This is a genomic window from Vibrio comitans (genome assembly GCA_024346835.1).
Lineage (GTDB): Bacteria > Pseudomonadota > Gammaproteobacteria > Enterobacterales > Vibrionaceae > Vibrio > Vibrio comitans.
On the sequence record AP024866.1, the window covers coordinates 2,755,046 to 2,774,402 of the forward strand.

Annotated in this window: 23 protein-coding genes; 7 read left to right on the plus strand and 16 right to left on the minus strand. The window is 45.6% G+C overall.

Annotation, left to right across the window (positions count from 1 at the left end; all coding sequences use genetic code 11):
• Window positions 1-2 precede the first annotated feature (2 nt).
• From rpsJ to fkpA, 10 genes are all read right to left on the minus strand, one after another.
• Complete coding sequence (gene rpsJ, locus OCU46_RS12685) at window positions 3-314, minus strand: 30S ribosomal protein S10 (protein ID WP_004736761.1); 312 nt, start codon at window positions 312-314, stop codon at window positions 3-5.
• 470 nt (window positions 315-784) lie between these two features.
• A complete protein-coding gene (gene tuf / locus OCU46_RS12690; protein WP_337972447.1) occupies window positions 785-1,969 on the minus strand; it encodes an elongation factor Tu in 1,185 nt (394 codons plus the stop codon).
• Window positions 1,970-2,118: 149 nt separating this feature from the next.
• The gene (fusA, locus tag OCU46_RS12695; protein WP_141271825.1) at window positions 2,119-4,212 is read right to left on the minus strand and encodes an elongation factor G; all 2,094 of its coding nucleotides are present in this window, start codon (window positions 4,210-4,212) and stop codon (window positions 2,119-2,121) included.
• A 136-nt stretch (window positions 4,213-4,348) separates the two neighbouring features.
• Entirely contained in the window at window positions 4,349-4,819 is a 471-nt protein-coding gene (gene rpsG / locus OCU46_RS12700; RefSeq protein WP_017029464.1) for a 30S ribosomal protein S7, read from the minus strand.
• A 97-nt stretch (window positions 4,820-4,916) separates the two neighbouring features.
• Window positions 4,917-5,291 carry a 30S ribosomal protein S12 gene (rpsL, locus tag OCU46_RS12705; RefSeq protein ID WP_004399892.1) on the minus strand — a complete coding sequence of 125 codons (375 nt, stop codon included), beginning with the start codon at window positions 5,289-5,291 and terminating at the stop codon, window positions 4,917-4,919.
• Window positions 5,292-5,481: 190 nt separating this feature from the next.
• Window positions 5,482-5,754, minus strand: coding sequence for a sulfurtransferase complex subunit TusB (tusB, locus tag OCU46_RS12710; RefSeq protein WP_141271824.1), 273 nt, complete (start codon window positions 5,752-5,754; stop codon window positions 5,482-5,484).
• Between the two features lie 2 nt (window positions 5,755-5,756).
• Window positions 5,757-6,113 (minus strand): sulfurtransferase complex subunit TusC, encoded by a 357-nt coding sequence (tusC, locus tag OCU46_RS12715; protein ID WP_141271823.1) that lies wholly within the window; start codon window positions 6,111-6,113, stop codon window positions 5,757-5,759.
• On the minus strand, window positions 6,110-6,502 hold the full coding sequence (gene tusD / locus OCU46_RS12720; protein WP_017031384.1) for a sulfurtransferase complex subunit TusD: 393 nt from the start codon (window positions 6,500-6,502) through the stop codon (window positions 6,110-6,112). Before tusD ends, tusC begins: the two co-directional genes overlap by 4 nt.
• Window position 6,503: 1 nt before the next feature.
• Window positions 6,504-7,229 carry a helix-turn-helix transcriptional regulator gene (locus OCU46_RS12725; RefSeq protein ID WP_141271822.1) on the minus strand — a complete coding sequence of 242 codons (726 nt, stop codon included), beginning with the start codon at window positions 7,227-7,229 and terminating at the stop codon, window positions 6,504-6,506.
• A 151-nt stretch (window positions 7,230-7,380) separates the two neighbouring features.
• Window positions 7,381-8,151: an FKBP-type peptidyl-prolyl cis-trans isomerase gene (gene fkpA, locus OCU46_RS12730; RefSeq protein WP_141271821.1), complete on the minus strand. Its 771-nt coding sequence runs from the start codon at window positions 8,149-8,151 to the stop codon at window positions 7,381-7,383.
• A gap of 265 nt (window positions 8,152-8,416) precedes the next feature.
• On the opposite strand from fkpA, the gene OCU46_RS12735 reads away from it, so the two are divergent.
• Entirely contained in the window at window positions 8,417-8,659 is a 243-nt protein-coding gene (locus OCU46_RS12735) for a SlyX family protein (protein WP_017029458.1), read from the plus strand.
• A 33-nt stretch (window positions 8,660-8,692) separates the two neighbouring features.
• Here the strand turns inward: OCU46_RS12735 and OCU46_RS12740 are convergent, their stop codons facing one another.
• The 5 genes from OCU46_RS12740 to kefG form a co-directional block, all read right to left on the minus strand.
• Window positions 8,693-9,634, minus strand: a complete 942-nt coding sequence (locus OCU46_RS12740) for an isoaspartyl peptidase/L-asparaginase family protein (RefSeq protein WP_141271820.1) — start codon at window positions 9,632-9,634, stop codon at window positions 8,693-8,695.
• Between the two features lie 109 nt (window positions 9,635-9,743).
• Window positions 9,744-10,307, minus strand: a complete 564-nt coding sequence (slyD, locus tag OCU46_RS12745; RefSeq protein WP_141271819.1) for a peptidylprolyl isomerase — start codon at window positions 10,305-10,307, stop codon at window positions 9,744-9,746.
• Between the two features lie 86 nt (window positions 10,308-10,393).
• Window positions 10,394-10,591: a YheV family putative zinc ribbon protein gene (locus OCU46_RS12750; RefSeq protein ID WP_017029455.1), complete on the minus strand. Its 198-nt coding sequence runs from the start codon at window positions 10,589-10,591 to the stop codon at window positions 10,394-10,396.
• Window positions 10,581-12,392 carry a glutathione-regulated potassium-efflux system protein KefB gene (gene kefB / locus OCU46_RS12755; protein ID WP_141271818.1) on the minus strand — a complete coding sequence of 604 codons (1,812 nt, stop codon included), beginning with the start codon at window positions 12,390-12,392 and terminating at the stop codon, window positions 10,581-10,583. The genes OCU46_RS12750 and kefB overlap by 11 nt, the downstream gene beginning before the upstream one ends.
• The gene (gene kefG, locus OCU46_RS12760; RefSeq protein WP_141271817.1) at window positions 12,379-12,975 is read right to left on the minus strand and encodes a glutathione-regulated potassium-efflux system ancillary protein KefG; all 597 of its coding nucleotides are present in this window, start codon (window positions 12,973-12,975) and stop codon (window positions 12,379-12,381) included. Before kefG ends, kefB begins: the two co-directional genes overlap by 14 nt.
• Before the next feature lie 119 nt (window positions 12,976-13,094).
• Here kefG and OCU46_RS12765 point away from each other — a divergent pair, with 119 nt between their 5' ends.
• The 6 genes from OCU46_RS12765 (at window position 13,095) to crp (ending at window position 18,485) form a co-directional block, all read left to right on the plus strand.
• Complete coding sequence (locus OCU46_RS12765) at window positions 13,095-15,014, plus strand: ABC transporter ATP-binding protein (RefSeq protein ID WP_141271816.1); 1,920 nt, start codon at window positions 13,095-13,097, stop codon at window positions 15,012-15,014.
• Window positions 15,011-15,475 (plus strand): TIGR02444 family protein, encoded by a 465-nt coding sequence (locus tag OCU46_RS12770; protein ID WP_141271815.1) that lies wholly within the window; start codon window positions 15,011-15,013, stop codon window positions 15,473-15,475. Before OCU46_RS12765 ends, OCU46_RS12770 begins: the two co-directional genes overlap by 4 nt.
• Window positions 15,475-16,455 carry a hydrolase gene (locus OCU46_RS12775; protein WP_371858842.1) on the plus strand — a complete coding sequence of 327 codons (981 nt, stop codon included), beginning with the start codon at window positions 15,475-15,477 and terminating at the stop codon, window positions 16,453-16,455. The genes OCU46_RS12770 and OCU46_RS12775 overlap by 1 nt, the downstream gene beginning before the upstream one ends.
• A gap of 17 nt (window positions 16,456-16,472) precedes the next feature.
• Window positions 16,473-16,694 carry a YheU family protein gene (locus tag OCU46_RS12780; protein WP_141271813.1) on the plus strand — a complete coding sequence of 74 codons (222 nt, stop codon included), beginning with the start codon at window positions 16,473-16,475 and terminating at the stop codon, window positions 16,692-16,694.
• Between the two features lie 66 nt (window positions 16,695-16,760).
• Window positions 16,761-17,630: a phosphoribulokinase gene (locus tag OCU46_RS12785; protein WP_017031392.1), complete on the plus strand. Its 870-nt coding sequence runs from the start codon at window positions 16,761-16,763 to the stop codon at window positions 17,628-17,630.
• 222 nt (window positions 17,631-17,852) lie between these two features.
• On the plus strand, window positions 17,853-18,485 hold the full coding sequence (gene crp / locus OCU46_RS12790) for a cAMP-activated global transcriptional regulator CRP (RefSeq protein ID WP_141271812.1): 633 nt from the start codon (window positions 17,853-17,855) through the stop codon (window positions 18,483-18,485).
• Between the two features lie 71 nt (window positions 18,486-18,556).
• Here the strand turns inward: crp and OCU46_RS12795 are convergent, their stop codons facing one another.
• Window positions 18,557-19,348, minus strand: a complete 792-nt coding sequence (locus OCU46_RS12795; RefSeq protein WP_141271811.1) for a DUF1338 domain-containing protein — start codon at window positions 19,346-19,348, stop codon at window positions 18,557-18,559.
• Between the last annotated feature and the right edge of the window lie 9 nt (window positions 19,349-19,357).

Consider the following 19,357-nt stretch of genomic DNA (forward strand, 5'->3'; position numbering starts at 1 on the left):
CCTTAACCTAGGCTGATTTGAACATCAACACCAGCAGCAAGGTCTAGACGCATAAGAGCATCTACAGTCTTGTCAGTTGGTTCTACGATGTCGATCAAACGCTTGTGTGTACGAATTTCGTACTGGTCACGTGCGTCTTTGTTAACGTGTGGGGAAGTTAGAACAGTGAAACGTTCTTTACGAGTAGGTAGTGGAATAGGACCACGAACCTGTGCGCCGGTACGTTTTGCTGTTTCAACGATTTCCGCAGTTGAAGCATCGATTAGTTTATAATCGAAAGCTTTAAGGCGGATACGAATACGTTGGTTCTGCATGAGACAGAGCTCCAATTAATAATTAAATACACAAACAATATCGCCACTCACACTTAAAAAGATAAGGGAATGCCGATTGATTTATGTGAAACCGTAGCCTCCAAAATCAGGAAGCATTGTCAGTTAATTTTCGATTAACTTGTAGCTTAACGCTATTTTATTAATTGTATTAACCGCGAACATAAGCTGAGTATACGTTACCTAGGAAAACCTAGCTCCTCAGTGCTCATTGGTTCACAACCGACTTAAGTCAGTGGGAGGCATTATACAGATCACAGAATGGTATGCAAGGGGTGAGTGAAAAATAATCGGACACGAGCTTCAAGCAGTAAGAAATGGGGTGATTTGGAACGGTGCAATTGCTAACAACGTGGAACTGGAGGCTATAAAACGCAAAAAGGGAAGCCGAAGCTCCCCTTTTCAGATGCGGTTTCTTCCGAAGAAGAATATCGCAAGATTTTAACTAAATATTAGTCAAAGATCTTAGCAACAACACCAGCACCTACAGTACGGCCACCTTCGCGGATTGCGAAACGTAGACCTTCGTCCATTGCGATTGGAGCGATTAGCTCAACAGTCATTTGAACGTTGTCACCTGGCATTACCATTTCTACGCCTTCAGGTAGAGTGATGTCGCCTGTTACGTCAGTTGTACGGAAGTAGAACTGTGGACGGTAACCCTTGAAGAAAGGAGTGTGACGGCCGCCTTCGTCTTTAGAAAGTACGTATACTTCAGACTCAAACTTAGTGTGTGGGTTGATAGAACCTTTAGCAGCAAGTACTTGGCCACGTTCAACGTCATCACGCTTAGTACCACGTAGTAGTGCACCAACGTTCTCACCAGCACGACCTTCGTCAAGCAGCTTACGGAACATTTCAACACCAGTACAAGTAGTCATTGTGGTTTCTTTGATACCAACGATTTCTACTTCGTCACCTACACGTAGGATACCGCGCTCGATACGACCAGTTACAACAGTACCACGACCTTGGATTGAGAATACATCTTCAATTGGTAGTAGGAACGGTTGGTCAACAGCACGCTCTGGCTCTGGGATGTAAGAATCTAGTGCTTCTGCAAGCTCAACGATCTTGTCTTCCCACTCTTTCTCGCCGTTTAGAGCGCCAAGAGCAGAACCCTGGATAACTGGTAGGTCATCACCTGGGAAGTCGTATTCAGAAAGAAGTTCACGAACTTCCATTTCTACTAGTTCTAGTAGTTCTTCATCATCAACCATGTCACATTTGTTCATGAATACGATGATGTAAGGGATACCAACCTGACGGCCAAGTAGGATGTGCTCACGAGTTTGTGGCATAGGACCATCAGTTGCAGCAACAACTAGGATACCACCGTCCATTTGCGCAGCACCAGTGATCATGTTTTTAACATAATCGGCGTGTCCTGGGCAGTCTACGTGTGCGTAGTGACGAGCTGGAGTATCGTACTCAACGTGAGAAGTTGCGATTGTGATACCGCGCTCACGCTCTTCTGGAGCGTTATCGATAGATGCGAAGTCTTTAGCTTCACCACCGTACACTTTTGAAAGAGTAGTACAGATAGCTGCAGTTAGAGTTGTTTTACCGTGGTCAACGTGGCCGATAGTACCAACGTTTACGTGCGGTTTCGTACGTTCAAATTTTTCTTTAGACACGATCGTGTTCCTTCCTAGTTATGATTCGCCGCGACCCAAAATAGTCGAGGCGCGCCAGAATTTGCTATTTTAAGCATCAAACGCCTTTAGCGCAATATTTAGGCGCACTGATCTGAAAATTTCATCAGCTCAATTGTTACGCCTAATTATTAACCACGCTCGGCAATAATAGCATCAGCCACATTCTTCGGCACTTCAGCGTACTCACTAAACTCCATAGAGTAAGAAGCACGGCCTTGTGTCGCCGAACGCAAGTCAGTTGAATAGCCAAACATGACAGACAGTGGAACCTGCGCGCGGACAACTTTTAGTCCTGCAGTACCGTCTTCCATGCCCTCAATAATGCCGCGGCGACGGTTTAGGTCACCTACTACACTACCCATCCAGTCTTCTGGAGTGGTTACTTCAACTTTCATCATTGGTTCAAGGAGAACTGGTTGTGCCTTAAGAGCACCATCCCTGAACGCCATTGAGGCAGCGATTCTAAACGCTATCTCACTTGAGTCAACATCGTGGTAAGAACCATCGAACAAAGTCGCTTTGACATCCTGCATAGGATAGCCGGCAAGCACACCATTGATCATTTGCTCTTCGATACCTTTCGATACCGAATTGATGTATTCACTTGGAACCACACCATCCACAATATCGTTCACAAAAACAAAACCTTCGCCCGGCTCTGATGGCTCAAGTTTAAGCCATACGTGACCATATTGGTTACGCTCACCTTGACGAATAAATTTACCTTCAATTTCAGTTGTGCCACGAATCGCTTCTCGGTAAGCCACTTGAGGGTTACCTACGTTACAACCAACATTGAATTCACGCTTCATACGGTCGACGATGATATCAAGGTGAAGCTCACCCATACCTGAGATCAGTGTCTGACCTGTTTCTTCGTCCATTTCCACGTGGAAAGAAGGATCTTCTGCAGCAAGTTTATCTAGCGCAATGGCCATTTTATCTTGGTCCGCTTGAGATCTTGGCTCAACCACAATCTGAATAACTGGATCAGGGAATTCCATGCGCTCTAGAATCACTTTGTGGTTCTGATCGCATAAGGTATCACCTGTCGTTACGTCTTTAAGACCGATTACAGCTGCAATATCGCCTGCGCGTACTTCTTTCACTTCTTCACGTTTGTTCGAGTGCATTTGCACTATACGACCAAGACGTTCTTTTTTCTGTTTTACTGAGTTGTAGACCGTATCTGCGGTTTTGACAACACCAGAGTAAACACGCATAAAGCTCAACGTACCCACAAATGGGTCTGTTGCAATCTTAAACGCTAACGCAGCGAACGGTTCTTTGTCGTCGGCATGACGCTCGACTTCTTTTTCGTTCTCATCTACGCCTTGAATCGCAGGAACATCCACTGGCGATGGTAGGAAGTCAACAACAGCATCAAGTACAGCTTGAACGCCCTTGTTTTTGAAGGCACTTCCGCAAGTTGCCAATACGATTTCATTGTTAAGGGTACGGATACGTAGACCTTGCTTGATCTCCGCTTCGCTTAGCTCACCCTCTTCAAGGTATTTGTCCATCAACTCTTCGTTGGCTTCAGCTGCAGCTTCAACCAAGTTGGTGCGCCACTCTTCAGCACTTTCAAGCATGTCAGCTGGGATATCTTCATAAGAGAAAGACATACCTTGATCAGCTTCGTTCCAGCTGATGCGCTTCATCTTGATAAGGTCAACAACGCCAGCAAACTCTTCTTCTGCACCCACGTTTAGTTGGATTGGAATTGGAGTTGCGCCTAGACGCTCTTCAATTTGATCGACAACACGCAAGAAATCTGCACCCGTACGGTCCATCTTATTAACGAACACTAGACGAGGAACACCGTATTTATCAGCTTGACGCCAAACGGTTTCAGATTGAGGCTCAACACCAGACGCGCCACAGAATACCACTACAGCACCATCAAGTACGCGCAATGAGCGCTCTACTTCGATAGTGAAGTCAACGTGTCCTGGGGTATCAATGATGTTGATGCGATGATCTGGGAATTGAGCTTCCATACCGCGCCAAAAGGTGGTGGTAGCCGCAGATGTGATAGTAATACCACGCTCTTGCTCTTGCTCCATCCAGTCCATGATTGCTGCGCCATCATGAACCTCACCAATTTTATGGGAGAGACCGGTATAGAATAGAATACGCTCACTTGTGGTTGTTTTACCTGCATCTACGTGAGCCACGATACCGATATTACGGTAGTGCTCAATAGGAGTTTTACGAGCCACGATTGTATCCTCTTATTAGGGACTATTAATATTTTAAAAAGGGCTTTAAAAATATGAATAGACCCTATTTTTCCTTTCTGAAAAATAGAGAAATGCAGCGAGCAAAGCTCGCTGCACTAAAGGTATTACCGAGGGATTACCAGCGGTAGTGTGCGAACGCTTTGTTAGCGTCAGCCATGCGGTGAACGTCTTCACGTTTCTTAACCGCAGTACCTTTGTTCTCAGACGCGTCTAGCATTTCAGCAGCTAGGCGTTGAGCCATAGATTTTTCACCACGCTTACGCGCAGCTTCAACCAACCAACGCATAGCAAGAGCGTTACGGCGAACCGGACGAACTTCTACAGGTACTTGGTAAGTTGAACCACCTACACGGCGAGATTTAACTTCTACCGCTGGGCGAACATTTTCAAGAGCTTCTTCAAATACAGCTAAGTGGTCTTTACCAGACTTCTCAGCCATAGTTTCTAGTGCAGTGTAAACAATTTTCTCTGCAGTAGATTTCTTTCCGTCAACCATAAGGATGTTAACGAATTTTGCCAGCAGTTCAGATTTGAACTTAGGATCTGGAAGGATCTTACGCTGACCAATAACGCGACGACGTGGCATAGGAATTCTCCGTTGTCTTCTTCAGGTTATCCAAAACTTTACAGTTTCTTCAAAATTAAAAATTAATTTAGTGTTTGGCCTTACTTAACGGAATCCATTAAGACTTAGGACGCTTCACACCGTACTTAGAACGACCTTGTTTACGGTCGTTAACGCCTGCACAGTCAAGTGCACCGCGAACAGTGTGGTAACGCACACCTGGAAGGTCTTTAACACGACCGCCACGGATAAGAACAACACTGTGCTCTTGAAGGTTGTGACCTTCACCGCCGATGTACGAAGTCACTTCAAAGCCGTTCGTTAGACGAACACGGCAAACCTTACGAAGTGCTGAGTTAGGTTTTTTAGGTGTAGTAGTGTAAACACGAGTACATACACCACGTTTTTGTGGGCACGCTTCTAGTGCAGGCACGTTGCTTTTAACAACTTGCTTTGCACGAGGCTTACGTACCAACTGGTTAATAGTTGCCATTAACTAGCTCCTGATTTACTTAAAGTAAGCTTTGTGAAAAATCTAAGCCCTATCACACTAGTGCAATTAGGGACGCGAAATTCTATTCGGGGATGGGGGGGGTGTCAAGAAATATACAGATCTTTTTTAACCAGCGGGCAGATCCTTACCAGATCGTGCCTAGATCGGGAGTAAACGCGCAAAAAGACGCTTACCAAGTAATGGATTTACCGTGCTCGGCGGTAAGGTCGACAAATCCGGCGAAGTCGACTGCTTCAATATGAGAAGCACATACACTCTCTAAGCCTCGAGCAGTAAGATCAGGCTCAAGGGCTTTAATCTCTATAGAGGGCAGTAATGTGTGCTTGTGATGCTTAGGATTCGCCGCGTATACCGCTTCTTCAACCAACAGCAAGCTGTCCTTAGCGGATACATAGCGAGATAGAGTCTCTAAACGGTGTAAACGAGAAACAATATGAAGCATGACTAAAACCTTAGTACGACATCTGATGTCGCAAGCTTGTGTGCTATCTCTTCACTACCCAGAACTTCTGCGCCCAAGAATAGCTGCTGCTGCGTAATGCCAAATTCGTTCAAGCTTTCATTACACACATAGACGTCTTCTACTTCGTAGAGATCTAACAAACGAAATGCAGAGATATAATCTCGACTAAGGACAGATTGTGGCTGCTGCTGTTTTAATAGCTGACTCACTCCATCCCCAACAAAAATCAGCTGTAAGTTCTCACTGTATGCAGAAGTCGCAAGAATAGCATCTAAGCCTTCTCGACCTTGCGCAGTGCTGTGTGGGGTACTAGTAAATACAAAGGTAATTTTCTTCAAAACTGCACTACCCTATCCTGCGTCAATAATGCTTCCGCTAGACTCCCTAAGCCGGACTGCTCAAAGCCATCCGCGAGATTAGATTGAGCAAGCTGATGTTGCTCAGACTCTTCTTTACCGACAATGCCCCTTCGCAATGCTGCCGCAACACAGGTTTGCAATAACACGCCATGTTCAGCAGCCAATTGCTGCCAAGCAGAAACTAAATCAAACTCGTCATTCGCTGGAACAGTAAGGCCATTACCATTTGTTACGCCTTGTTGATAAAAGAACACGCTCACTAAGCGATGGCCTTTTTTTATCAGTGCTTCAGCAAATTGGTAAGCATTTAAGCTAGATTGCTCACCATAAACCTCCCCACTAACCACTAAGGTGTACGATAGGCTCAAACTACTCTTCCTCAGTCTTACGCTGACGGATATAGAGATAGACGGTGTGTTTAGATATGTTCAAGCGATCCGCCACACGGTTGATAGCATCTTTAATATCAAAGATCCCTTTGTCGTACAGCTCCATAACGATCTGACGATTCTTGGTGTTGTTAGATACCATCTTGTCCGCATTCACTTCATCGATGGTGCGCTCTACTGTCTGATCCACCAACTCTTCTACATCACTAGCAAAGTTTACGGATGATGCAGCAGCTTCCGCTTCTTCTGTTGGCATGAATGAGTGCAACACTTGAGAGAAAGGTGCGTCTAGGTTGACGTTAATACACAAAAGGCCAATAACGCGATTGTCACCATTACGGATCGCTACCGTAATGGACTTCATCAATACGCCACCTTTAGCGCGAGTAAAGTAAGAGCGAGAGAAGTTACGCTCTGAGCCTTCTATGTCTTTTAGCATTTTTAATGCTAGATCGGTAATAGGTGACCCTACTTGGCGGCCTGTGTTTTCACCGTTAGCAATACGGATAGCAGAGGTGTTGAGATCCTCTAGAGAGTGAAGAACGATCTCACAGAATTGTCCTATTAAACTCGCTATGCCATCAACCACAGCCTCATAAGAGCGCAGGATGATCTTGTCATGTTCCGTGAAGGGCTTTACATCGACGGACTCCAACTCTAGAAGCGAGTCAGTATTAAGAGTTTCTGTGTTCACGCGCTTGTCCATGTTCAGAATTCAAATATTAGGTCAAAGTTTATCAGAATATTTTAAAAAAGAGAGTACTGCCTGAATCAACACCGCAATATTCTGATCTGAGTCATAAACAAAATACAAAAAAACCGAGGCAAGCCTCGGTTTCATAAGTATTTTTTAATTGTTACTGTGCAGCTGGAGCTTCGATATCCAATAGCTCAACTTCAAACACTAGTGTTGAGTTAGCAGGAATAGCCGGAGACTCTTGGTCACCGTATGCAAGCTCTGGTGGGATAACGAACTTGTACTTAGAACCCACTTGCATCAGCTGAACGCCTTCAGTCCAACCAGGAATCACTCGGTTAAGAGGGAATGTTGCTGGTTCGCCACGCTCAATTGAGCTGTCGAACTGAGTGCCGTCTGTTAGTGTGCCCACATAGTGAACTTTAACAACGTCAGTCTCTGTAGGAGTAGCGCCGTCGCCTTGCTTCTCTACTTGATAAAGAATGCCAGACTCTGTTTGCATTACGCCGTCTTGTTTCGCAAATTCAGCGCGGAAGTCTTCACCTGCTTTGATTGCAGCTGCTGATTTCTCTGCTGCTTGAGCTGCCATTTGCTCACTTACACGAGCATCAAGACCTTCAAGAGCTTGACGGATTTCATCTTCGTTCAGGCCTGCATTACCGCCAAACGCATCAGTAATACCTTTAAGTACCATCTCATCGCTAAGTTCAATGCCGATTTCTTGAGGCTTCTCTACACTTGCTTTTAGGTAAGTAGCGAACGAAACACCGATTGCGTATGCCGCTTTATCGTCGTCAGAGTTGAATTGCATTGCTGCTGCTTCTGCTGGAGCTGCCGCTGCAGTTTCTGTCTTTGGTGCTTCTTCTTTTTGACAACCTACTGCTAGAGCAACAGTTGCTGCAAGCAGAGAAAGTTTTAGCATTGGTTTCATTGAGTTCTCCAAATCATGGCTTCGCCATTTGCTACGAGCACTTTTTAGTGCAGATTATTTATCGTTAATCTTATTAAAATTAACAAATTACAGATCAGTGTACGAATTATAATTGCGTCTAGACAACTATTAATTGTCATTTCTAAGTAAAATTGCGAGCGATGGGCTTTTAGACACAGTTAATTATAATAGTTCCCTAAAAGATGAAGGGAATGGTGATCTGGGGTAAACTGCGAGCCATTATCGACTTTATAGGCTCGCTTTGATGTCCAACACGACTGAGATTTCTACTTTAATTCAGCAACTCAATCAAAAGATTGATGACCTTGAGTGCAAAGCTGCATTCCAAGAACAAACCATCGATGAGCTCAATGACGCCCTTAGTCAGCAACAGATCCTGATCTCGAAAATGCAGCATCAGATGAAGTATGTTGTCGGTAAGGTTAAGAATATTGACGCCTCTAACCTAGCGGACCCAACGGAAGAGACGCCGCCTCCTCACTACTAAGAGAGGCGACTAAAAAGCACTGCGACAAACTAACTATTCGTCAGCATAGATTTTCACGGTAACAGAACCTTGAGCATCAATGCTGGCGCGATACATCCCTGAACTGTTCATTGCAAAATGGATATCGCCCTTAGAATCTAAGGCAATCAAGCCACCTTCCCCGCCCATTGCTTCAAGCTCACCATGAATGACCTGCTCACTAGCAACGTGCACATCCTCTTTGAGATAACGCATCCGCGCCGCAAGATCTGACGCCACCGTTTTACGGATAAAGTACTCACCCACACCTGTCGTCGATACCGCTACGTTGCCATTCTCAGCATAGGTACCCGCGCCAATTATTGGGCTATCGCCTACCCGGCCAAACTTTTTATTGGTTACACCGCCAGTGCTCGTCGCCGCCGCTAGATTACCAAAGCAATCAAGAGCAACCGCACCAACAGTGCCAAATTTCTTATCGTCTGGATACTTACTCTCAGATAAGGCAAAGATGCCCTTCTCTTTCATGCTTTGCAGCTGCTCACGTCTGCGCTGCGTTACAAAGTACTCTTCATTTAGAAATTCAAAGCCTTGTGATTTAGCAAATCGATGAGCACCCTCTGCTATTAAGAAAACATGATCGCTGTTCAGCATCACAGAATTGGCAAGCTCTATGGGGTTTTTTATGCCTTTGATTCCAGCCACCGCACCTGCATTGAGGGCTTTGCCGTGCATAATTGAAGCGTCCATCTCTATTGACTCTTCATGGGTTAATACAGAGCCTTTGCCTGCATTAAAATGAGGAGAGTCTTCCATTACCTTCACTGCCGCTATCGTCGCGTCTGCAGCATCCCCACTGGCCTGCAGCACTTCATAGCCTGCACGTACGGAAGCCTCTAATACGGTAAGCATCTCTTGCTTGAGTTGTTCGCTCATTTTACTGCGCAATATGGTGCCGGCTCCGCCATGGATGGCAATACTGATTGGTGGCTGCATAACATTTCCTTCGTCTTAAAACCAAAAAAGCCCCCCACTAGGTGGGAGGCTCATTATAACGAAACAATCTCAAAATGCGCTTTTAGCACATTAAGGTTGTAAATACCGATTAGTGGTTAGAGCAGCAGTCGTCGCCTTTACCGCAATCGCCTTTGCCACCACAGCATTCGTGATCATCACCGTGGTCATGACCGTGGCCGCAACCACCTTCTTTGTGAATGTGACCATGTTCGATCTCAGACTCAGTTGCTTCGCGGATTGCTACCACTTCAACATCAAAAGTCAGAGTTTGGCCAGCTAGCATGTGGTTACCATCAACCACTACTTCATCACCATCTACTTCAGTAATTTCTACAGGGATTGGACCTTGGTCAGTGTCAGCTAGGAAACGCATGCCCACTTCGATTTGGTCAACACCTTGGAAAACATCAGCAGGAACGCGTTGAACCATAGCATCGCTATGCTCACCGTACGCTTCTTCTGGAGCTACAGTTACGCTGAACTTGTCACCAATAGTACGGCCAGCAAGCGCTTTTTCTAAACCAACTACTAGGTTGTTGTGTCCGTGTAGATAATCCAATGGTGCATCAACACCCGCTTGATCAACAACTACGCCTTCTTCAAGTTTTACTTGATACGCTAGGCTTACTACTGAGTTATTGTCGATTTTCATAGTCACTCCAAAAAGTTGGTCATTCAACTGTTCAAAAAAGAGGCGCAATAATACAGATTAACCTCTGTGATGGCTAGCGCTTAATGCTATTCAGGTTTAAAGATCCCAATCAGGTCTTGCTCACCCACTTGCTCTTGCTGATCTGCAGGAAGGCGTTGCTCTTTGAAATCACAGCTAACACACTCTACCCACTCAACATTATTCTCTTCCCACCAGCGCAGGCTATCGGTATCACTGCACTCAGGGCAAGCTGCGCCTGCAATAAATCGTTTCTTAATCTTCATCTTTTTTATTCCAGTAATTACTCGATTGACGCTCGTTCTCTATTTCTCGGTCAAAGATCTCTTCTAGTTCTTTACGCGCTTCTTTGGCTCGTAGCGCTAAGTTACTCTCATCGCTGTGTTGAGGGAGCAACTCTTTCAACATGGTGTTATCCAATTTGTTGAAATGCTTTTCTGCTCGGGAGGCTTGATGAGGATGCATGCCAAGAGCTATTAGCAATTGGCGCCCAAGGTCGAGCGCGCCTAAGAAGGTTTCTCGAGAATAGCTGGTGACACCATGATTCAGCAATTGATAGGCCTCAACACGACTTCGAGCACGAGCGAGTATCTTTAGATGCGGGAAGTGCTGTTGACACAATTCGACCGTCTGGATAATTTCATCTGGATCATCGGTACACAGCACAATCGCTTCTGCATTATGCGCTCCTGCTGCCCTGAGCAAATCAATGTTGGTAGCCTCTCCGTAATACACCTTGTAGCCAAACTTACGCAATAATTTTATCTGGCTAGCATCACTTTCTAAAATAGTGATCTTCACCTTGTTGGCATACATCAGTCGCCCCACCACCTGACCGAATCGACCAAACCCTGCCACTATTACTCTAGGGCTACGATCTTGTACCTGCTCATGAGAGTCTGTTTCTTCTGGTGAGTTAATGCTGCGTGAATACACCCAAGTCTGCACCTTAAGAATCAATGGCGTGGTCACCATAGATAGACTCACTACCACCAGCAAGAAACTGGCAACAGGCAAGGAGAGCAATCCAAAGCCAAGCGCTGCGGTAAATATAACGAAGGCAAATTCGCCCCCTTGGCTAAGAATCGCCGCCATTCTACTTCTGGATTTAGATTTTGTGCCGAACAGCCTCGCTAGCACATATAAGATCAATCCTTTAGCTGTGACTAATCCCGCGACCGTTGCCAGAATTAATAATGGATTTTCTATCAGCAAACCTAGGTTAACGGACATGCCAACAGAGATGAAGAACAGTCCCAGCAACAACCCCTTGAACGGCTCAATAGTGATCTCTAACTCGTGTCTGTATTCACTCTCAGCCAAAAGCACCCCAGCCAAGAATGTTCCCAGAGCCATCGATAAGCCAAGGTGCTGCATAAATACGGCAATACCAAACACCACAAGTAGCGCAGCTGCAGTAAACAGCTCACGAGTACCTGTAGAAAGTACAAACCTAAACAAGGGTCTTAGCAAAAAGTGACCCGCGACCAACAAGGCGACCACCGCTGAGAGCTTTAGGCCTACATCAGCCCAATTGCCGGCTACCTCTCCTGCAAGCAGTGGTAATAACGCTAACATGGGGATAACGGCTATATCTTGAAACAGTAGCACTGCAAAGCCTGACTGCCCGGTTTCAGTACCTGCCAACCCCTGCTCATCGATAACCCGCAGGGCAATGGCGGTAGAAGACAATGCCAGCCCCATACCTATGGCAAGGCTACTCATCCACGACTGACCAAGGAGGTAGGCCACCATAGACAAAAACAAGGTTGTCACTATGACTTGAGCGCCACCCAAGCCCAATATGGGCATTCGCATGGCCCATAGTTTTTTCGGGTTAAGTTCCAAGCCAATCAAAAACAGGAGCAACACGACCCCTAGCTCAGAGAAATGCAGTATTGCGTCCACATCGCTGATCAGGGAAAGCCCCCATGGACCAATAACCACACCAGCGAGCAAATAGCCTAAAACACTACCTAGCCCCAAACGCTGTGCCAATGGAACTGCGACAACCGCAGCACCAAGAAACAACACTCCGCTCTCTATAAGCTCGTTATTCATGGCCATCGGTATACTCCTCCAAGGCAGGCCCCGTCGCAAAAGGGTCCGATAGCCAATGTCGATATTGAAGCGCGTGCTCTTCACGAGTGGTATCGGATACCGTCCTTGACCAATACAGCACCAATGGCTCTATCCAGTTCATCTGACAAAGCGCTGCGGTGAGCTCAAAAGGCTGAAGAATCTGCTCTAGGGGATATTTGTTGTAACCCCCAGGAGAAAATGCCGACTTCTGTCCACCCGTAGTGATCACGCTACGCCAATGTTTGTCCTTCAAGGCACATTGAGCGCCGAAGGCAAATCCTTTATCCAATACACGATCCATCCACTCTTTAAGCAGTGATGGGCAAGAATAAAGGAACATAGGGTGCTGAAACACAATCAAGTCATGTTCGAGCAAGCGCTGATGTTCAAGGGCGATATCAATAAAGAAGTCAGGGTATTCTGCATAAAGGTCATGCACAGTGACGTTGGGAAGATCTTTTATTTTCTCGATCATGCACTGGTTGGCAACCGAACTATCAGGTTCGGGATGAGCGTATATAACAAGCACTCTTGGGATATTCGGCGGGTAAGCAGACAGCTTTGTCATTCCTTGACACATTCCTTAACTGTTACGTTACGTTTATCCTATCACGCCAAGAGATCGACTTTTACCCCTATTCCACCTAATATGCGAGCCAACATATTTGATTAACGCTCAGCATTCTCATGATTACGATTTCAGACATTCAATTATTGCGCGGAGGCAAAGCCCTTCTGCAAGACGCTTCTGCCACCATTCATCCCGGCGACAAAGTCGGCCTTGTTGGGAAAAACGGGTGCGGTAAATCAACCCTATTTGCTTTGATGAAGGATGAGCTCAGCATTGATGCGGGTGATTTTAAGCAACCAAAGCATTGGGAGCTGGCTTGGGTTGCGCAGGAAACGCCTGCCCTTGAACGCACAGCAATTGAATATGTTATCGATGGCGACAGAGAATATCGCCAGTTAGAAGCTGACTTAGTCCAAGCTGAAAAAGACGACAACGGCAATAAAGTGGCCGAGCTACACGGTAAAATAGAGACCATTGGTGGCTACTCTATTCGTGCACGCGCGGCTGAGCTTCTCGATGGTCTAGGCTTTTCTCAAGCACAAATGGAATGGAACCTAACCCAATTCTCTGGTGGCTGGCGTATGCGCTTGAACCTGGCTCAAGCACTGTTATGTCGTTCAGACCTGCTACTGCTCGATGAGCCAACCAACCACTTAGATCTAGACGCAGTAATGTGGCTTGAGCGTTGGCTGCAAAGCTATAGAGGCACTTTGGTGCTGATTTCCCATGACAGGGATTTTTTAGACCCTGTGGTAGGTCGTATTATCCATATCGAGAATCAAGCCCTTAATGAATATACGGGTAACTACTCGTCGTTTGAAACCCAGCGAGCTCAAAAGCTAGTACTTCAACAAGCTATGTATCAAAAGCAGCAAAAGCAGATGACGCATATGCAGAGCTATATCGACCGATTCCGTTATAAGGCATCTAAGGCACGTCAGGCACAAAGTCGAATCAAAGCGCTGGAAAAGATGGAGCAGGTTTTACCCGCTCAATTTGATAACCCATTTAGCTTTGAGTTTCGCGAGCCAACCGCTCTACCCAACCCTATCGTGATGATGGACCAAGTATCAGCAGGCTACGATGACACCTTGATCCTAGATAAGATTCGCTTAAATCTAGTTCCTGGTAGTCGCATTGGTTTATTGGGGCGCAACGGCGCAGGTAAATCCACCCTAATTAAATTGCTATCGGGAGAGCTTGCGTCAAAGAGCGGTGAGCTTACCTACTCGCAGGGCGTAAAGATTGGCTACTTTGCTCAGCATCAACTGGAGACTCTTCATCCAGAAGAAACGCCCCTGCAGCATCTGATGCAAATCGCTCCTAATCATACTGAGCAACAACTTCGTGATTACCTAGGTAGCTTCGGATTTCAGGGAGAAAAAGCGCTCGATAAGGTCGCACCATTCTCAGGGGGCGAAAAGGCTCGCTTAGTATTGGCATTGCTGGTTTGGCAAAAGCCTAACCTACTGCTTCTCGATGAGCCTACCAACCACCTTGATTTGGATATGCGTCAGGCTCTAACCCTAGCCCTACAAACCTTTGAAGGTGCAATGGTTATTGTTAGCCACGATAGGTACTTACTACGTGCGACCACCGATGATCTTTACCTTGTGCATGACAAGCAGGTGGAGCCCTTTGATGGCGACCTGAGTGACTACTATAAGTGGCTAACAGAGCAGCAAAAAGAAATTAAGAAAGCGCAATCAAAGGAAGTGGTTAAATCGAGCGTCAATTCCGCATCTGCTAAGAAAGACCAGAAAAGAAAAGAAGCAGAGTTTCGTAAACTCACTGCACCGATTCGCAAAAATATCACGGCTTTAGAGAAAAAAATGGATAAGCTCAACAGTGTGTTAGAGCAATGCGAAGAGCAACTTGGTGATACCGAACTGTATCAAGCAGAAAATAAGTCTAAACTTACCCAAGTACTTAGCCAACAAGCCAGCGCTAAGTCAGAGCTTGAGGAAGTGGAGATGGAATGGATGACTGAGCAAGAATCCCTTGAAGATATGCAGGCTAATCTCGACGCAGAATGAACAACAACACGCCTAATGATCACCTAACCATTGAGAGCCTATGGCAATTCAGTTTGCAGTACTACTCGATGCGGGAGATAAAAGAGGCGTGTCTCTACCTGCAAAACCACTTCCATGGCAACGTAAACTTACTGTTGGCATTGAAGTGGCTTGATGAACACAGACTTACTTTCCCATCCGCACAATGGGCACAGGTAATTCAAAGCTTGGGGCGCACTGAAGCGCTGTTGCTTCATTTTCGTGAGTTAAGACGTAAAAGTAAGCAACACCTACCTGAGTCTCTGTATAGAGACTCACTGCAATTCGAGTTGCAACTAGAGCGCCAGCAACAGGCTGACATCATAGATATAATTCATCGAATTGAACTCAGTAAGGTGGAAGCGCCTCACCTCGCAGACGACTACTGTCATCAATTAGGGGCAGAGCATTTGGCTATTATCTTCAATAAGCAAAGGCCATGATGAAAACCTTCTCCCCATTTTGGGCAATGAAGAACCCTCACCTTCAGACATTGATGCCGCGGTTTATTCGTAAACAACCGCTGTTTACACCTACGTGGGAAACCCTAACCACACCAGATAATGACTTTATTGACCTAGCTTGGAGTGACGATTGGCGGTGTGATTCTGTCGCTAACAAGCCTATCTTCATCCTATTTCATGGCCTAGAAGGCAGCTTCAATAGTCCTTACGCACATGGACTAATGCACTCTTTCGCTGAGAAAGGATGGTTATCTGTCATGATGCATTTTCGAGGCTGCAGCGGTAAGCCAAATAAACAAGCTCGTGCTTACCACTCTGGTGAAACCGAAGATGCGCGTTTTTTTCTAGAGCATCTCAATTGTCGATTTCCGAATAATCCTAAGGTGGCGGTTGGGATCTCTCTGGGTGGAAACATGCTGGTCAATTACTTGGCTCGGTATGCTGACCAACCGCTCATAGATGAAGCAACCATCATCTGTGCTCCTCTCGATCTCGCCGCCTGTTCTAGACGAATCGAGCAAGGCTTCTCGAGGCTCTATCATCACTATCTGTTGGATTCTTTAAAACAGACAGCTCTGCAAAAGATTCATTTGTTAGAAGAAGCACTGGAGATCGATGTAGATACCGTAAAGAACATGCGCTTCTTACATCAATTCGACAATGCCATTACCGCACCACTGCATGGTTACGCCAATGCCAATGACTACTATACTCGTTGTTCAGGGCTCCCAAAGCTAAATAGCGTGACTGTGCCCATTAACGTCATTCATGCCAAGGATGACCCTTTTATGACCGATGACGTCGTCCCCAAATTTAAACTCAACCAAAATATCAATTATCACTTGATTGCCAACGGAGGCCACGTTGGCTTTATTGGCGGCTCATTTAACAACCCCTATTTTTGGTTGGAGGTGGCTGTGCCAAGCTTTTATGATAAATTCACCTCTCAGACATATTAATCTAATAAGCATCAGCCATGATCGTACCTTGGAAAGAAATCGCTCCTGAAACACTAGATAGCCTAATAAAAGAGTTTGTCCTAAGAGAAGGAACGGACTACGGAGACGTTGAGATCTCACTGCAAGATAAGGTTGACCAAATCAAATGGCAGTTGCAGCAAGGTACAGCGGTTATTGTGTACTCAGAGCTACATGAGAGCATTGATATAAAAGTGAGCCAAGGCGCAAAACTCTTATAAGCACTCAATCGTTAAACTCGATTTGTATACAATCAACCTTAATTCACTCACAAGACAAGGAAAGTCATGTCAGCCAAACACCCCATTATAGCGGTAACGGGTTCTTCAGGAGCCGGTACCACCACTACATCAGAAGCCTTTCGCAAGATGTTCAACATGATGAATGCAAAGGCCGCCTGGGTTGAAGGCGACAGCTTCCACCGTTTTACTCGTCCAGAAATGGATGTCGCTATTCGTAAAGCAAAAGAGCAGGGACGACATATTAGTTACTTTGGCCCAGAAGCCAATGATTTCCCCGCACTAGAAAACTTCTTCAAAGACTATGGCGAAAAAGGCGAAGGCAAGGTTCGTCGCTATCTACACACATTCGATGAAGCTGTGCCATACAACCAAATGCCAGGTACCTTCACTCCCTGGCAAGAATTACCACAAGAAAGCGATGTTCTCTTCTATGAAGGCTTGCATGGTGGCGTCGTAGACAGCACCTGTAATGTCGCCAAGCATGTTGATTTATTGATTGGCATGGTACCCATCGTTAACCTTGAGTGGATTCAAAAGTTCGTCCGCGATACTCGCGATAGAGGTCATTCACGCGAAGCGGTTATGGACTCCATCGTGCGCTCAATGGACGACTATTTAAACTTCATTACCCCGCAGTTTTCTCGCACACACATCAACTTCCAGCGGGTGCCAACCGTAGATACCTCAAACCCTCTAAACGCCAAAGGAATCCCGAGTTTAGATGAAAGCTTTGTGGTCATTCGTATGCGCGGCTTTAAGAATGTCGACTTCCCATACCTACTGGCAATGATCGATGGCTCATTTATGTCTCGTCACAATACTTTGGTTGTCCCGGGAGGAAAAATGAGTTTTGCTATGGAGTTGATTATTCGCCCTATCCTGCAACAACTGCTAGAGACGGGTAAGATCGGCTAATTTTGAACCTGAACCACACTCTTGTCTCAGAGTGTGATTGAGGACACGGTTTTGCTTGTAAAATCGACAATTCAAACCGATCAAAATCAAGAAATGTACTCAAAAAAAAGATACTATTCGTACTGATAAAATTTGAAGTAGTAGCAGCAACTACACCCCGCTCCCCTTATATGGCGAGGTCAGGGAACATAATTATACTCGCTGAGAGAGGAAGATAAGAATATGGTTTTAGGTAAACCTCAAACAGATCCAACGTTAGAATGGTTTTTGTCACACTGCCACATCCACAAATACCCTTCAAAAAGCACACTGATCCACGCTGGTGAAAAAGCGGAAACTCTTTACTACATCGTTAAGGGTTCGGTAGCCGTACTGATCAAAGATGAAGAAGGGAAAGAAATGATTCTTTCTTACCTAAACCAAGGTGACTTCATCGGTGAATTAGGTCTTTTTGAAGATGATCAAGAGCGTACCGCTTGGGTACGTGCAAAATCTCCTTGTGAGGTTGCTGAGATTTCATTTAAAAAATTCCGTCAGCTTATTCAGGTTAACCCAGACATCCTAATGCGTCTTTCTTCGCAAATGGCTAAGCGTCTGCAAGTAACTAGCCAAAAAGTAGGTGATCTAGCGTTCCTAGACGTAACTGGTCGTATCGCTCAAACTCTACTTAACCTAGCGAAGCAACCTGATGCAATGACTCACCCTGACGGCATGCAAATCAAGATCACTCGTCAAGAGATCGGCCAGATTGTAGGTTGTTCTCGTGAGACTGTAGGTCGTATCTTGAAGATGCTAGAAGAGCAGAACCTAATCTCTGCACACGGTAAAACTATTGTGGTTTACGGCACTCGCTAATCCACTCTCAGTAACCAAATACAAAAAACCGCTGTCATGACAGCGGTTTTTTTATATCTAAAAGCAAGAAGTTAGTTGTTGGTGCTCTCAAATATTTTATCCGCAGAAGCCTCAACAAAACCTTGGTACAAATTTCCTACTGACATCTCATAGCGCTTGGCAAACTCATAAAAGCCACCTGGAATGCGCTGTACGCCATCAGAAAATACCACCTCCACTTTATCTGCCATTGTCGATGATTGCTCTAACAAGACCTCTGGGGAGCCTTTAACCTCGCCGCCAGATGCATTGATAGCAAAACGGTTATCCTTCAAAAAGGTGTTCACCTCAAAAACATCTTCAAACTGAGCCAGTTGATTCACGCTCACAGTGAAATGATTGGCACCAAAACCATGAGCTGCTACCCAAGAGGCATATTCACTCTCTTTGGCTAGGCGCTGATAATCCTCAAAGCTCACGTCCCACAATCGGCCACCATGCAAAAACGCTGAATCTTGCAGTTTACTTGAATCTATCTGCTCAACGAGCTTTTTCACAATCGACTGCAACTCACTTGAACACTGCTCAAGCTGCAATTGGCTAATAAATACCTTAGGCATATCAGGGTCTGGATGCTGGTAGTGCTTAGCAACCAACTTTTTCGCTTTAAAGACATAATCGCCACCCTCTTGATAACCCAGCTCGATAAATGGCTTCGCCAGTACCTCTAGGCCTATGGGTGAACAATCGAAGGTACGCAACGCAATGTGATCATTGATCAGCGCCTTATCTTGCTTCAATAGCTCATGAATAGTGTGCGAAGACGGACAAAGCCTGCCATTAAAATCACTCCACAGTTGGTCAAATAGCTTTTGGACACCCATAACCCCTCC

What these genes read in the sequence shown, in the direction of transcription:
- kefG (WP_141271817.1), bottom strand. Translation starts at nt 12,975, where the DNA reads ATGACAAAGCTGTCTGCTTACCCGCCGAATATCCCAAGAGTGCTTGTT.
- OCU46_RS12765 (WP_141271816.1), top strand. Translation starts at nt 13,095, where the DNA reads ATGATTACGATTTCAGACATTCAATTATTGCGCGGAGGCAAAGCCCTT.
- crp (WP_141271812.1), top strand. Translation starts at nt 17,853, where the DNA reads ATGGTTTTAGGTAAACCTCAAACAGATCCAACGTTAGAATGGTTTTTG.
- rpsL (WP_004399892.1), bottom strand. Translation starts at nt 5,291, where the DNA reads ATGGCAACTATTAACCAGTTGGTACGTAAGCCTCGTGCAAAGCAAGTT.
- OCU46_RS12775 (WP_371858842.1), top strand. Translation starts at nt 15,475, where the DNA reads ATGAAAACCTTCTCCCCATTTTGGGCAATGAAGAACCCTCACCTTCAG.
- OCU46_RS12740 (WP_141271820.1), bottom strand. Translation starts at nt 9,634, where the DNA reads ATGCAGCCACCAATCAGTATTGCCATCCATGGCGGAGCCGGCACCATA.
- kefB (WP_141271818.1), bottom strand. Translation starts at nt 12,392, where the DNA reads ATGGCCATGAATAACGAGCTTATAGAGAGCGGAGTGTTGTTTCTTGGT.
- OCU46_RS12750 (WP_017029455.1), bottom strand. Translation starts at nt 10,591, where the DNA reads ATGAAGATTAAGAAACGATTTATTGCAGGCGCAGCTTGCCCTGAGTGC.
- OCU46_RS12735 (WP_017029458.1), top strand. Translation starts at nt 8,417, where the DNA reads ATGTCCAACACGACTGAGATTTCTACTTTAATTCAGCAACTCAATCAA.
- OCU46_RS12725 (WP_141271822.1), bottom strand. Translation starts at nt 7,229, where the DNA reads ATGGACAAGCGCGTGAACACAGAAACTCTTAATACTGACTCGCTTCTA.
- OCU46_RS12785 (WP_017031392.1), top strand. Translation starts at nt 16,761, where the DNA reads ATGTCAGCCAAACACCCCATTATAGCGGTAACGGGTTCTTCAGGAGCC.
- OCU46_RS12795 (WP_141271811.1), bottom strand. Translation starts at nt 19,348, where the DNA reads ATGGGTGTCCAAAAGCTATTTGACCAACTGTGGAGTGATTTTAATGGC.
- slyD (WP_141271819.1), bottom strand. Translation starts at nt 10,307, where the DNA reads ATGAAAATCGACAATAACTCAGTAGTAAGCCTAGCGTATCAAGTAAAA.
- fkpA (WP_141271821.1), bottom strand. Translation starts at nt 8,151, where the DNA reads ATGAAACCAATGCTAAAACTTTCTCTGCTTGCAGCAACTGTTGCTCTA.
- rpsG (WP_017029464.1), bottom strand. Translation starts at nt 4,819, where the DNA reads ATGCCACGTCGTCGCGTTATTGGTCAGCGTAAGATCCTTCCAGATCCT.
- rpsJ (WP_004736761.1), bottom strand. Translation starts at nt 314, where the DNA reads ATGCAGAACCAACGTATTCGTATCCGCCTTAAAGCTTTCGATTATAAA.
- tusB (WP_141271824.1), bottom strand. Translation starts at nt 5,754, where the DNA reads ATGCTTCATATTGTTTCTCGTTTACACCGTTTAGAGACTCTATCTCGC.
- OCU46_RS12770 (WP_141271815.1), top strand. Translation starts at nt 15,011, where the DNA reads ATGAACAACAACACGCCTAATGATCACCTAACCATTGAGAGCCTATGG.
- OCU46_RS12780 (WP_141271813.1), top strand. Translation starts at nt 16,473, where the DNA reads ATGATCGTACCTTGGAAAGAAATCGCTCCTGAAACACTAGATAGCCTA.